Source organism: Pseudomonas lactucae (assembly GCF_016937615.1).
GTDB lineage: Bacteria > Pseudomonadota > Gammaproteobacteria > Pseudomonadales > Pseudomonadaceae > Aquipseudomonas > Aquipseudomonas lactucae.
The window spans coordinates 1-13,733 of the sequence record NZ_JAFHKI010000184.1 but is presented as its reverse complement, the minus strand read 5'-3'; the positions used below and the strand labels follow the sequence as shown (position 1 = coordinate 13,733).

Here is a 13,733-nt window from a genome sequence, read left to right as displayed (position 1 = left end):
AAGCGTCCATGAGCCACACCCTGGGCGCGTTCTGCCCGAACATCCTGTTCCCGTATGCCCGCGAGACCCTGGACAGCCTGGTTACCCGTGGCTCGTTCCGGCATTGATGCTGGCGCCGGTGAACTTCGATGCCCTGTACGCGCAAGAGCTGCAGCGCATGCAACAGGAAGGTTCGTCGACGGTTCAGTAATCTCGAACCCGACGCAGAACCCAATGTGGGAGGGGGCTTGCCCCCGATGGTGGTGGATCAGTCACATAGATGTTGACTGACCCGCCTATATCGGGGGCAAGCCCCCTCCCACATTTTGCTATGTGTGTTATTTGAAACCGAGTTGGCGCCAGCCTTCGTACACGGCCACCGCCACGGTGTTGGACAGGTTCAGGCTGCGGCAACCCTCGCGCATCGGCAAGCGCAAGCGATGGCCATCGGGCAGGGCATCGAGCACTTCGGCCGCAGTCCGCGACTCTCGGGGCCGAACAGGAAGGCGTCGCCCTCGGCAAAACTGGCATCATGGAACGGCCGCGAACCCTTGGTGGTGAAGGCGAACAGGCGCGGGTGGCCCAGGCTTTCCAGGCAACTGGCCAGGTCGGCATGGCGCTTGAGCGTGGCGTACTCGTGGTAGTCGAGCCCGGCGCGGCGCAGGCGCTTGTCGTCCATGTCAAAGCCCAAGGGTTCGATCAAATGCAGGTGGCAGCCACTGTTGGCGCACAGCCTGATAACGTTGCCGGTATTCGGCGGAATTTCTGGTTGAAAAAGGATGACGTGAAACATGCACGGCTCCGAAGGCAAAGATGCGCTGCATTCTACCCCTGAAGACGACCCAAGGCCGAAGCTATTGCCCAAAGTCATGGGCTCCTTGGCGATTGTCGGCCTGATGGTGGGCTTGATGATCGGCCGCCTGACCATCCCCGACCCCGTGGAGCTGCAACAACTGGAGACGGTGACGGACGGCGTGGTGGTGTGGTTCAACAGCGAGCCTAAATTGCACGGCGAACACATCGACGGCACGGTTGCGCTGCTGTTTGACGCCCAGGGCAAGGCCGCCAGTGGGCAACTCAAGGTCAATGACAAGGACGTGAACTGGCGCATTCGCAAGACCGATGCTGGTTTGCTGCTGAACCTGGTGGCGGCTCGGCCATTGCGCGGGGAGTGGAAAGGCGAGGAGGTCGATGACCGTTGGCGGTTGGAGATCCATCTCCAGGAGCAATAAAAGAGGGAGTTCCCGGCCTGCCTGTACCAGGGCTCCCAAAACGGGGTGAAGCCAAGGGCTTCGGTGTTAAAGAGGGAATTCCCGGCCTGCCTGTACCGAGGTTCCCCAAAGCGGTGTGGAGGGCGACGCTGTTTGCATCAAGCACTCCGGGTGTAAAGAGGGGGATTCTCGGCCTGCCTGTACCAAGGTCCCCAAAACTGGGTAGTACTGGGGTTATTGCAGGGCGCGTGCCAGATTCGTCGAGATGTGCCAAAAAATCTTTTCAGAAAGCGCAAAGCCCCGGAATACGGGGCTTTGGTGTTTTTGGGACTCAGGTTTTTTTCAGAGGCTCTGAGATTTCAGGCGCTGGATCCATGCCCGATGCCGGTTCATGGTGCATTGAAGCGGTGCACCGCCCCTCCCACATTGGATTTTCAGTGGAGCTGAGATTCAGGCGTCGTCGCTTTCATCGTCATCCCCACCATCGACCTTCATCCCCAGCTCCTTGATCTTGCGCGTCAGGGTATTGCGGCCCCAGCCCAGCAACACCGCGGCATCGCGACGGCGGCCGGCGGTGTGCTTCAGCGCGGTCTCGATCATGATCCGTTCAAAGGCAGGCACGGCACTGTCCAGCAGGTTCGACTGGCCGCGTGCCAGCGCCTGGTCAGCCCATTGGCGCAGCGCCTGTTCCCAGTTGGTCACGGGGGCCGAGTCCTGCGGCAGGCTCAACAGCTCCGGCGGCAGGTCGCTGATATGCACTTCGCGCCCGGACGCCATCACGGTGATCCAACGGCAGGTGTTCTCCAGCTGGCGCACGTTGCCGGGCCACGGCAGGTTCTTGAGGTATTCCTCGGTTTCGCTTTTGAGCAGCTTCGGTTCGACGGCCAGCTCCTGGGCGGCGCGACTGAGGAAGTGGCGGGCGAGGGTCGGGATGTCTTCGCGACGGTCGGACATGCGCGGGATGTGGATGCGGATCACGTTGAGACGGTGGAACAAGTCCTCCCGGAACTTGCCCGCGTGCACCAGAGTTTCCAGGTTCTGGTGGGTCGCAGCGATGATGCGCACATCGACCTTGACCGGTGTGTGCCCGCCCACGCGGTAGAACTCGCCGTCCGCCAGTACGCGCAGCAGGCGGGTCTGGGTGTCGGCCGGCATGTCGCCGATTTCATCGAGGAACAGCGTGCCGCCGTCGGCCTGTTCAAAGCGTCCGCGACGCAGGTTGGCCGCGCCGGTGAACGCGCCTTTCTCGTGGCCGAACAGCTCGGACTCCATCAAGTCCTTCGGAATCGCCGCCATGTTCAGCGCGATAAACGGCGAGGCCGCCCGTGGGCTGTGACGGTGCAGCGCGTGGGCCACCAGCTCTTTACCGGTACCCGACTCGCCGTTGATCAGCACGGTGATGTTGGAATGGCTCAACCGCCCGATGGCGCGAAACACTTCCTGCATCGCCGGCGCTTCGCCAATGATCTCCGGGGTGCGGGTCAGGGCCGGTGGGGCTTCCTGGTTCTGCTGTTCCTGGGCGTGCTGGTTGGCGCGCTTGACCAGCGCCACGGCCTCGTCCACGTCGAAGGGCTTGGGCAGGTATTCAAACGCACCGCCCTGGTAGGACGCGACAGCGCTGTCCAGGTCCGAGTGCGCGGTCATGATGATCACCGGCAGGCGCGGGTGCTGCTCGCGAATCCGTGCCAACAGGTCCAGGCCGCTGGCGCCGGGCATGCGGATGTCGGAGATGATCACGTCGGGCTGCTGGCGTGCCAGGCGGCTCATTACGCCGTCGGCGCTGTCGAAGCTCTGGGTGGTCATGCCTTCCTGTTGCAAGGCTTTCTCGAGGACCCAGCGGATGGAACGGTCGTCATCGACGATCCAGACGGTTTCACTACGGCTCATGTCGAAGGGGCTCCTTGTTCCAGTGGCAGAAAGATCGAGAACGTGGTGTGACCCGGATGGCTCTCACACTCGATCAGGCCCTGATGCTGGCTGATGATGTTCTGGGTAATGGCCAGGCCCAGCCCGGTACCGTCCGGGCGGCCGCTGACCATGGGAAAGAAAATGGTTTCCTGCAGTTCCGCGGGAATGCCAGGACCGTTGTCGATGATCTCGACCTTGGTCACCAGGCGATGACGCACATGGCCGATGGTGAACTGGCGCAGGGCGCGGGTGCGCAGGCTGATGCGGCCAAGGCGCAGCTCGTTCTGGCTGCTGATGGCCTGCATGGCGTTGCGCACAATGTTGAGCACCGCCTGGATCATCTGCTCGCGGTCGATCAACACGTCGGGAATGCTTGGGTCGTAGTCGCGCACCAGGGTGATGCAGCCCTGGCTTTCTGCCTCGACCAACTGGCTGACGCGCTCCAGCACTTCGTGCACGTTGGTCATCGCCAGGGACGGCAGCTTGTTGGAGCCGAGCATGCGGTCCACCAGGTTACGCAGGCGGTCGGCTTCTTCGATGATGACGTTGGTGTAGTCCTTGAGATGCTCCTCCGGCAGCTCGCGGGCCAGCAACTGCGCGGCGCCGCGAATACCGCCCAGCGGGTTCTTGATCTCATGGGCCAGGCCGCGCACCAGCATCTTGCTGGTTTCCTGCTTGGACAGCTGCGCTTCCTCTTTGGTAATGCGCAGCAGGCGGTCGCGGGGGTGTACTTCGAGCAGCAGCAGGGTGGCGCCGTTGCTCAGGATCGGGGTCACGGCGTAGTCGACGGTCAATGTCTGGCCGGTGAGGGCGGTGAGCATCGCTTCGCGCTTGGTGAACGGGTGAGCCTGCTCCACCGCCTGGCGCAACGAGCTCAAGGCCTCGGCCGACTCGGTGAACAATTCGCTGATGAACTGCCCATGGCTGCGCTGGCCACTGATGGCCAGCAGCATCTCCGCCGCCGGGTTCATGTACTCAAGACGCAGGTCGTCATTGAGCAGGATGGTCGCGGTGGTCAGGTTGTCGAGTAGCAAACGGTGCAGTGCATCGCTGATGGTCATCAGGACCTCTTTTGGAGCAAGGCGCGGGCTTGAGGCACACGCTGATACAAGGAAAATGCAAAAACCAAACCAAGGCTCCGAAAAGAAGCGCCGGAGGCCTGAAATAGGGGTTTTAGGCGCGAAACTGTGGCGTTCTGCCAGCCTTTGCGGGAAGTTTCGAACCAAAATGGGTTGAATGGGTGGGTAGGGTGCAGTCTATCGCACCAAGATAGTGCGGTTTTGTGAAGGTTGTTCAGGAAGGTGTGGGAGGACCAAGCCCCTCCCACAGTTTGGTTTTGATGGGGTTGCAGCGTCAGTCTGGGTGGATGCACAGCTCGCCGGTGGCGCGAGCCATCGCAATCTGCATCAGCGGCTCGTGCATCGGCTCCAGGGTGGCCAGGGCTACCCAGTGTGGGCACTGCGGGTCTTTTCGGTGCGGGCTGAAGTCGGCCAGTTGTTGCAGCAGGCGCTTTTGCAACTGGTCGAGTTGGGGTCGGATCTGGCCGCTGAGGTCCGGACGCGGCAGGTCGGGCGCCTTGCCCATCTGCTGCCAATCGTTCAGGCGGTTGTACTGCACCAGCTTGTTGGCCTCGATCTGCGCCGCAAAAAACTGCTCGGCCGCTGCGGGGGCCAGCTTGTAGCTCGGTGCCTGGGCGACGACGCTGGCAATCACTTCTTGCTCGCGTTTTTTGTCTTCCACGGCTTTGTGGCTGTCCCATTTGCTCAGGGCCACCTGGTTGGCGATCTGCAGGCGTTCGGCGATGCTGTCGAGCAGTGGCTGCAGGGTGGGCGGCGCGGCGCTGGCGGTGGCGCTGATAAACAACAGGGCGAACACAAATCGATGCTTCAAGGGTGATCTCCTTGTGGGAGGGAGCAAGCCCCACATTTTTGATTGGGTTGGCAGGTTGGGCGTTGCGTCAGTCAGAGGCTACCTTATCTTGTGCGGTTGCTCGCACGACGCCATGACTATCGCTCAGGCAAAAAAAGACCTCCCGAGGGAGGTCTTTTCGCATCACGCCACCTTAAGCAGCGCTACCGGATCAGCAGCTGTAGTACAGCTCGTATTCCAGTGGGTGTACGAAGGTGCGCACTTTGATTTCTTCTGCGCTTTTGAGCTCGATGTATGCGTCGATGAAGTCGTCGCTGAACACGCCGCCTTTGGTCAGGAACGCACGGCCCTTGTCCAGCTCTTCCAGGGCTTCTTTCAGGCTGCCGCACACTTGTGGGATCTCTTTGGCCTCTTCAGGCGGCAGGTCGTACAAGTTTTTGTCGGCGGCGTCGCCAGGGTGGATCTTGTTCTGGATGCCGTCCAGGCCAGCCATGACCAGGGCAGCGAAGGCCAGATATGGGTTGGCTGCCGGGTCCGGGAAACGTGCTTCGATACGACGAGCGCGAGGGCTGGACACGTAAGGAATACGGATCGAGGCGGAACGGTTGCGAGCCGAGTAGGCCAGCATCACCGGTGCTTCGAAACCTGGGACCAGACGCTTGTAGGAGTTGGTCGACGGGTTGGTGAAGCCGTTCAGGGCCTTACCGTGCTTGATGATGCCGCCGATGAAGTACAGGGCGGTGTCGGACAGGCCGGCATAACCTTCGCCAGCGAAGGTGTTCTTGCCATCTTTGGCGATGGACAGGTGAACGTGCATACCCGAACCGTTATCGCCGTACAGTGGCTTGGGCATGAAGGTAGCGGTACGGCCGTAGGCAACGGCAGTGTTGTGTACGCAGTACTTCAGGGTCTGAACTTCGTCAGCCTTGGCCACCAGGGTGTTGAACTTAACACCGATTTCGTTCTGGCCGGCAGTCGCCACTTCGTGGTGATGCACTTCGATGACCAGGCCCATGTCTTCCATGGCGTTGCACATGGAGGTACGGATTTCGTGGTCGTGGTCGAACGGTGGAACCGGGAAGTAGCCGCCTTTGATACCTGGACGGTGGCCATGGTTGCCGCCTTCCACGTCCTGGTCGGACATCCACGAACCTTGTTCGGAGTAGATCTTGAACATGGAGCCGGAGATATCGGACTTGAACTTCACTTGATCGAAGATGAAGAACTCTGGCTCCGGGCCTACGAATACGGTGTCGCCGATACCGGTCGACTTCAGGTATTCCTCGGCACGCTTGGCGATCGCACGTGGGTCGCGGTCGTAGCCTTGCATGGTCGAAGGCTCGATCACGTCGCAGACGATGATCAGAGTCGGTTCTTCGGTGAACGGATCCAGCACGGCAGTGCTGTCATCCGGCATCAGGATCATGTCGGAGGCTTCGATGCCTTTCCAGCCGGCGATGGAGGAACCGTCGAACATTTTGCCTTCTTCGAAGAAAGCGTCATCCAGCGCGTCGCGAGCCGGCATGGTCACGTGGTGCTGAGTGCCTTTGGTGTCCGTGAAGCGCAGATCAATCCATTTAACGTCATGATCTTTGATGAGTTGAACCGACTTCGACATAGTGTCCTCCGGGTGGCTTCGGGCTGGGGTAGTGGAGTTAGCCCTTAGAATGTGGGTGATGCCGGCGCGGATAGTCCGCCATGGCAACCTGCCTCACAAGAGAGCAAATTGCATGCCAGTGCGCCAACATGGGTTTTTTGCGCCAAAAGCGACCCTATAAAGGTGCGTAGCGACAAAAGCCAAAAAATAGCGCACCGCAATGTGGCGCCATTGCCTGCAAGCGCACCTCTTTAGTGCGTTGCGGCGGAGGTGCATATTAACTGGTTAAACCTTGAGCGATTTCCGCTATAATCCGCGCCCCCCTTTTTCAGCAGGCCCGGCGCGCGCTGTTTCCATGAAATTAATCGTTAAAGTCTTCCCCGAAATCACCATCAAGAGCCGACCGGTACGGATGCGTTTCATCCGTCAGTTGGCCAAGAACATCCGTGCCGTGCTCCGCGATCTGGACCCGGCTGTGGTGGTGAATGGCGTGTGGGACAACCTCGAGCTGGAAACCCGCCTGACCGACGCCAAAGCCTTGAAGGACATGACCGAGCGCCTGAGCTGCATGCCGGGCATCGCGCATTTCCTGCAGGTCGACGAGTACCCGTTGGGCGACTTCGACGACATCACTGAAAAATGCAAGCTGCACTTCGGCAACGCCCTTGCCGGCCAGATTTTTTCGGTGCGCTGCAAGCGTGCCGGCAAGCACCCGTTCAGCTCCATGGACGTGGAGAAATATGTCGGCAGCAAGCTGCGTCGCGAGTGTGGCGCCGCTGGAATTTCCCTGAAAGCGCCGCAAATTGAAGTGCGCATGGAAATTCGCGACCAACGGTTGTTTGTGATCCACAGCCAGCACAACAGCATCGGCGGCTACCCGCTGGGTGCCCTGGAACAGACCCTGGTGCTGATGTCCGGCGGTTTCGATTCCACGGTGGCGGCCTACCAGATCATGCGCCGCGGCCTGATGAGCCACTTCTGCTTCTTTAATCTGGGCGGGCGTGCACATGAATTGGGCGTGATGGAAGTCGCGCACTTTATCTGGAAGAAGTACGGCAGCTCCCAACGCGTGCTATTTGTGAGCGTACCGTTCGAGGAAGTGCTGGGCGAAATTCTCGGTAAAGTCGATAACAGTCATATGGGCGTAGTATTGAAGCGTATGATGTTGCGCGCTGCGTCCCGCATTGCCGATCAATTGCAGATCGACGCGCTGGTGACTGGCGAAGCGATTTCCCAGGTATCCAGCCAGACGCTGCCGAACCTGTCGCTGATCGACTGCGTGACCGAGAAGCTGGTATTGCGCCCGCTGATCGCCAGCCACAAGCAGGACATCATTGACCTGGCAGAACAAATCGGCACCGCCGACTTCGCCAAGCATATGCCTGAATATTGCGGGGTCATCTCGGTGAACCCCAAGACCCACGCCAAGCGTCACCGCGTGGAGTACGAAGAACAACAGTTCGACATGGCGATTCTGGAGCGTGCGCTCGAGAACGCCAAACTGGTCCCGATCGATCGAGTGATCGACGAACTGGGCCAGGATGTGCAGATCGAAGAAGTCAGCGAAGCCCTGGCCGGCCAGATCGTCATCGACATCCGTCACCCGGATGCCGCTGAGGACGAGCCGCTGGACATCGCCGGCATCGACGTACAAACGCTGCCGTTCTATGCATTGAACGCGCGTTTCAAGGAACTGGATAACAGCCGTCAGTACCTGCTGTATTGCGACAAAGGCGTGATGAGTCGCCTGCATGCCCACCATTTGCTCAGTGAGGGGCATGCCAATGTGCGCGTTTATCGACCGAGCTAAGAGCCCGGGGCTGTTTGCCTGTGGCCTGCGTCACCGGCCCCCCGACTCTGCCGTCAAGCTGTAACGGCAAGGCCTGACTCTACTGTTAATCGCTGCCACGACCTGTCAGCACACCGAATCCTCTGATCGAGATACACAAGTGATCGAAAATCTACGTAACATCGCCATCATTGCTCACGTTGACCATGGTAAAACCACCCTGGTAGACAAACTCCTGCGTCAATCCGGCACCCTGGAGCGCAACGAGCTCAACGACGAGCGCGTGATGGACTCCAACGACCAGGAAAAAGAGCGCGGTATTACCATCCTGGCAAAAAACACCGCCATCAACTGGAACGGCTACCACATCAACATCGTGGACACCCCGGGCCACGCCGACTTCGGCGGCGAAGTAGAACGCGTAATGTCGATGGTCGACTCCGTTCTGCTGCTGGTTGACGCTCAAGACGGCCCTATGCCGCAAACCCGTTTCGTGACCAAGAAGGCTTTCGAAGCCGGCCTGCGTCCGATCGTGTGCATCAACAAGGTTGACCGTCCAGGCGCGCGTCCGGACTGGGTTCTGGACCAGATCTTCGACCTGTTCGACAACCTGGGCGCCACCGAAGAACAGCTGGACTTCAAAGTCGTCTACGCCTCGGCCCTGAACGGTATTGCTGGTCTTGACCACACCGACATGGCTGAAGACATGACCCCGCTGTACCAGTCGATCGTCGACAACGTACCTGCGCCGAATGTTGACCGTGAAGGCGCGTTCCAGATGCAGATCTCGGCACTGGACTACAACAGCTTCCTGGGTGTTATCGGCGTTGGCCGTATCGCTCGCGGCAGCGTCAAGCCGAACACCCCGGTTGTGGCTATCGGCGCCGACGGCAAGAAGCGTAACGGTCGTATCCTGAAGCTGATGGGTCACCACGGCCTGCACCGCATCGACGTCGAAGAAGCCTTTGCCGGCGACATCGTGTGCGTCAGCGGCATGGACTCGCTGTTCATCTCCGACACCCTGTGCCAGCCGGACAACGTCGAGGCGATGAAGCCTCTGACCGTTGACGAGCCAACCGTTTCGATGACCTTCCAGGTAAACGACTCGCCGTTCTGCGGTAAAGAAGGCAAGTTCGTGACCTCCCGTAACATCAAGGAGCGTCTGGACAAGGAGCTGCTGTACAACGTTGCTCTGCGCGTTGAAGAAGGCGACTCGGCTGACAAGTTCAAAGTGTCCGGCCGTGGTGAGCTGCACCTCTCGGTACTGATCGAAACCATGCGTCGCGAAGGCTTCGAAATGGGTGTTGGTCGTCCGGAAGTGATCATCCGTACCGTTGACGGCGTGAAGCAGGAACCGTTCGAAAACGTCACCATCGACACCCCTGAAGAATCCCAGGGCAAGGTCATGGAAGAGATGGGCCTGCGTAAGGGCGACCTGACCAACATGGTGCCGGATGGCAAGGGCCGTGTACGTCTGGAATACAACATCCCTGCGCGTGGTCTGATCGGTTTCCGTAACCAGTTCCTGACCCTGACCAACGGTGCCGGCATCCTGACCTCGATCTTCGATCGCTACGACACCATGAAGTCCGGCGACATGTCCGGCCGTCAGAACGGTGTACTGGTATCGGTAGAAACCGGCAAGGCGCTGACCTACTCCCTGGAAACCCTCCAGGCGCGTGGCAAGCTGTTCGTTGAACACGGTCAAGAGATCTACAACGGTCAGATCGTTGGTCTGAACAGCCGTGACAACGACATGGGCGTCAACCCAACCAAAGGCAAGAAGCTCGACAACATGCGTGCTTCGGGTAAAGACGAAACCATCGCTCTGGTTCCACCTGTTCGCTTCACCCTGGAACAGGCCCTGGAATTCATCCAGGACGACGAGCTGTGCGAAGTCACGCCTAAGTCGATCCGCCTGCGTAAGAAGATCCTGGACGAAGGCGAGCGTACCCGCGCTGCCAAGAAAGCCAAGAACTGAGTTAACTCAGGCTGAATGAAAAACGCCCCCGGTCGAAAGGCCGGGGGCGTTTTTTTATGTCTGCTGTTTGTGTGGTGGCTGTGCCGGCCCTATCGGGGCAAGCCCCCTCCCACATTTTGATCTGTGAACACATTCAAGTGTGGGAGGGGGCTTGCCCCCGATGATGCCCTCAAGAGCGCCACAAAACCCGGGTCAGAATTTATCGAGGGTCTTGAACTTGGTCTCGCGCACCACTTCCTTGGGCTTGTACGCGCAATACCCCGGCCGCGGCCCGATCTTGGGGTGGTTGCGGCAAGTATCCGGGCGCTTGTCATAAATAGTGCAGAAGCGCGTCTTACGATCCAGATACAGGCAATCGTTGTTGCTCATGCGCTGCAGGGTAAAAATTTCCGACTTGGAGTTGTAGCGCTCGACGATGCCTTCCTTTTGCAGCCGCTTGGCGATGTTCTTCGGCGGGTCGCCGCGCTCGAATTCGTCGACGATGCCAATGCGGATCAGGTCCTTGATCTTCACTTCAACCGGCAGCGTGCAGCAGCTGGATACGCAGCCACCGCACATGTGGGCGGAGTATTTCTGCCAGGTTTCGAGGCGGTCGAGTTCCGCGGCGGCGATCAGTTGAGGCTTCATCAAGGTTCCAGGGTGAGGCGGTATCAGGGCGCGCGATCATACCGGGATTGGTGGTTTTTTGAACAATATTTTCGAGATTTCATCTTCGGCCATGATCGGGCACGGCCCCTGCATCTAATTCACGCATTGATGAATGAGTTAAAAAACTGACGAACCGCAGCCTCTGCCGTTTGTCAGACCGTCTAGGCTCTAGCAACTCCTTCTATCTCGCCCGAGGTCGCAATTGATGTCTCAGGAACCACTTGCACGAGAAGCAGAGGTAGCCGCATTTCGCGATGCCGTCTTGACCAAACTCACCTACGCGGTGGGCAAGGACCCCGATCACGCCTTCGACCACGACTGGTTCGAAGCCATCGCCCTGGCCGCCCGCGACCAGATGGTCGATCACTGGATGGACCACACCCGGCGTATCTACCGCAAAGGCCAGAAGCGGGTCTATTACCTGTCCCTGGAATTCCTGATCGGCCGCTTGCTCTACGACAGCCTCAGTAACCTCGGGGTGTTGGAGATCGCTCGCGATGCCCTGGCGGAGCTGGGCGTCGACCTGGAACGCATCCGCCTGCTGGAGCCCGATGCGGCGCTCGGCAACGGTGGCCTTGGCCGCCTGGCGGCGTGCTTCATGGAAAGCATGTCGACCCTGGGCATTGCCGGCCATGGCTATGGCATTCGTTATGAACACGGCTTGTTCCGCCAGGCGATTGTCGATGGCTGGCAACAGGAGCAGACCGAACGCTGGCTGGATTTCGGCAACCCGTGGGAATTCGAGCGCGCCGAGGTGATTTACCCGATCGGCTTTGGCGGCAGCGTCGAAACCGTGGCGGACGCCTCCGGCAAGTTGATCCAGGTATGGTCGCCCAACGAAACCGTACGTGCCGTGGCCTACGACACCCCGGTGGTCGGCTGGCGCGGCGCCAGCGTCAACACCCTGCGCCTGTGGCGCGCACGAGCGGTGGAAGACCTGCACCTGGAACGTTTCAACGCCGGTGACCACTTGGGCGCGGTTGCCGAAGTGGCCCGCGCCGAAAGCATCTCCCGTGTGCTTTACCCGGCCGACAGCACCGAAGCGGGGCAAGAACTGCGTCTGCGTCAGGAGTACTTCTTCGTCTCCGCCTCCCTGCAAGACTTGCTGCGCCGCCACAAGAACATGCACGGCTCGGTCCTGAGCCTGGGCGAACACGCCGCCATCCAGCTCAACGACACTCACCCGTCCATCGCCGTGGCCGAACTGATGCGTCAATTGGTGGACTTGCACGACATCCCATGGGAAGCCGCGTGGGACGTCACCGTCGAAACGCTTTCCTACACCAACCACACTCTGCTGCCCGAGGCATTGGAAACCTGGCCGGTCGGCTTGATGGAGCGCATGTTGCCCCGGCATATGCAGATCATCTACCTGATCAACGCCCAGCACATTGATTCGCTGCGGGCCAAGGGTATCCACGATTTCGACGTGCTGCGCGCCGTGTCGCTGATCGAAGAGGACAACGGCCGCCGCGTGCGCATGGGTAACCTGGCGTTCCTCGGTTCCCACAGCGTCAACGGCGTGTCCGGCCTGCACACCCAACTGATGCGCAGCACGGTGTTTTCCGAACTGCACAAGCTCTACCCGGAGCGCATCAACAACAAAACCAACGGCATCACCTTCCGCCGCTGGTTGTACCAGGCCAACCCCAAGCTCACGTCGATGCTGGTGGACGCCCTGGGGCCGGACATCCTCGACAATATGGAAACGCGCCTGGGCGAGCTGGAAACCTTCGCCGAGAAACAGGCGTTCCGCAAAGCCTTCGCCGAGCAGCGCCTGCACAGCAAGCGGGCGCTGGCCGAGATCATCCACGAGCGCCTGGGCATTTCGGTGAACCCGGCGGCGATGTTCGATGTGCAGGTCAAGCGGATCCACGAGTACAAACGCCAGTTGCTCAACCTGCTGCACACCGTGGCGTTGTACCAGGCGATCCGTGCCGAGCCCGAAACCGACTGGGTGCCGCGCGTGAAGATCTTCGCCGGCAAGGCTGCTGCGAGTTATCACCAGGCCAAGCTGATCATCAAGCTGACCAACGACATCGCCCGCACCGTCAATAACGATCCGACCGTACGCGGCTTGCTCAAGGTGGTGTTCCTGCCCAACTACAACGTCAGCCTGGCGGAGAGCATCATTCCGGCGGCGGACCTGTCGGAGCAGATCTCCACCGCCGGCTTTGAAGCCTCCGGCACCAGCAATATGAAGTTCGGCCTCAACGGCGCGCTGACCATCGGCACCATGGACGGCGCCAACGTGGAGATGCACGAGCGCGTGGGCGCCGAGCACATGTTTATCTTCGGTCTCAGTGCTCAGCAGGTCGAGGCGCGTAAACATGCCGGTGAATTCAGCGCCGGGCCCGATATTGCTGCGTCCCATCGTCTGAGCGATGTGCTGCAGGCGATCCGTGGCGGGGTGTTCTCGCCGGATGATCCGGGCCGTTACGTGGGCTTGATCGACGGCTTGATCGACTACGACCGCTTCCTGGTCTGCGCCGACTTCGACTCGTACTGGGACGCCCAGGCCAAGGTCGAAGCGCATTGGCACGACTCCAAGGCGTGGTGGCGTTCGGCAGTGCTCAATACGGCGCGGATGGGCTGGTTCTCATCCGACCGCACGATCCGCGAGTACGCCACGGAGATCTGGAAAGCGCTCGACTAAACACCGCAATACAACACAAGGGGGCTTGCTCCCGATATAGGTAATCCGTAGCAGCTGCCGAGCCTTGGCGAGGCTGCGTTTGCGGTGTATCTGAC

9 protein-coding genes and 2 pseudogenes are annotated in these 13,733 nt (G+C 60.0%); 5 read left to right on the top strand and 6 right to left on the bottom strand.

Annotated elements, in window-relative coordinates; translation table 11 throughout:
- Window positions 1–190 (top strand): annotated as a pseudogene (locus JWR98_RS26735) (protein-export chaperone SecB); the annotation flags it as partial.
- Window positions 191–317: 127 nt separating this feature from the next.
- Here the strand turns inward: JWR98_RS26735 and JWR98_RS26730 are convergent.
- Window positions 318–772: pseudogene (locus JWR98_RS26730) on the bottom strand (tRNA (cytidine(34)-2'-O)-methyltransferase).
- On the opposite strand from JWR98_RS26730, the gene JWR98_RS26725 reads away from it, so the two are divergent.
- Window positions 771–1,211 (top strand): hypothetical protein, encoded by a 441-nt coding sequence (locus tag JWR98_RS26725; RefSeq protein WP_078731166.1) that lies wholly within the window; start codon window positions 771–773, stop codon window positions 1,209–1,211. The pseudogene JWR98_RS26730 and the gene JWR98_RS26725 overlap by 2 nt on opposite strands.
- 429 nt (window positions 1,212–1,640) lie before the next feature.
- Here the strand turns inward: JWR98_RS26725 and ntrC are convergent, their stop codons facing one another.
- The 4 genes from ntrC to glnA form a co-directional block, all read right to left on the bottom strand.
- Entirely contained in the window at window positions 1,641–3,077 is a 1,437-nt protein-coding gene (ntrC, locus tag JWR98_RS26720; protein ID WP_141063103.1) for a nitrogen regulation protein NR(I), read from the bottom strand.
- Window positions 3,074–4,159: a nitrogen regulation protein NR(II) gene (gene glnL / locus JWR98_RS26715; RefSeq protein ID WP_003171123.1), complete on the bottom strand. Its 1,086-nt coding sequence runs from the start codon at window positions 4,157–4,159 to the stop codon at window positions 3,074–3,076. Before glnL ends, ntrC begins: the two co-directional genes overlap by 4 nt.
- 292 nt (window positions 4,160–4,451) lie before the next feature.
- The gene (locus JWR98_RS26710) at window positions 4,452–4,988 is read right to left on the bottom strand and encodes a chorismate mutase (protein ID WP_078731169.1); all 537 of its coding nucleotides are present in this window, start codon (window positions 4,986–4,988) and stop codon (window positions 4,452–4,454) included.
- Window positions 4,989–5,178: 190 nt separating this feature from the next.
- On the bottom strand, window positions 5,179–6,585 hold the full coding sequence (gene glnA, locus JWR98_RS26705) for a type I glutamate--ammonia ligase (RefSeq protein ID WP_003171128.1): 1,407 nt from the start codon (window positions 6,583–6,585) through the stop codon (window positions 5,179–5,181).
- A 334-nt stretch (window positions 6,586–6,919) separates the two neighbouring features.
- Here glnA and thiI point away from each other — a divergent pair, with 334 nt between their 5' ends.
- Window positions 6,920–8,374 (top strand): tRNA uracil 4-sulfurtransferase ThiI, encoded by a 1,455-nt coding sequence (gene thiI, locus JWR98_RS26700; RefSeq protein WP_078822943.1) that lies wholly within the window; start codon window positions 6,920–6,922, stop codon window positions 8,372–8,374.
- Between the two features lie 139 nt (window positions 8,375–8,513).
- Window positions 8,514–10,334, top strand: a complete 1,821-nt coding sequence (typA, locus tag JWR98_RS26695) for a translational GTPase TypA (RefSeq protein ID WP_003171131.1) — start codon at window positions 8,514–8,516, stop codon at window positions 10,332–10,334.
- Window positions 10,335–10,526: 192 nt separating this feature from the next.
- On the opposite strand, the gene JWR98_RS26690 is transcribed toward typA, so the two are convergent.
- On the bottom strand, window positions 10,527–10,961 hold the full coding sequence (locus tag JWR98_RS26690) for a YkgJ family cysteine cluster protein (protein ID WP_003171132.1): 435 nt from the start codon (window positions 10,959–10,961) through the stop codon (window positions 10,527–10,529).
- Between the two features lie 226 nt (window positions 10,962–11,187).
- Between JWR98_RS26690 and JWR98_RS26685 the strand changes: the two genes are divergently transcribed.
- Entirely contained in the window at window positions 11,188–13,638 is a 2,451-nt protein-coding gene (locus JWR98_RS26685; RefSeq protein ID WP_078731172.1) for a glycogen/starch/alpha-glucan phosphorylase, read from the top strand.
- Window positions 13,639–13,733: the final 95 nt, after the last annotated feature.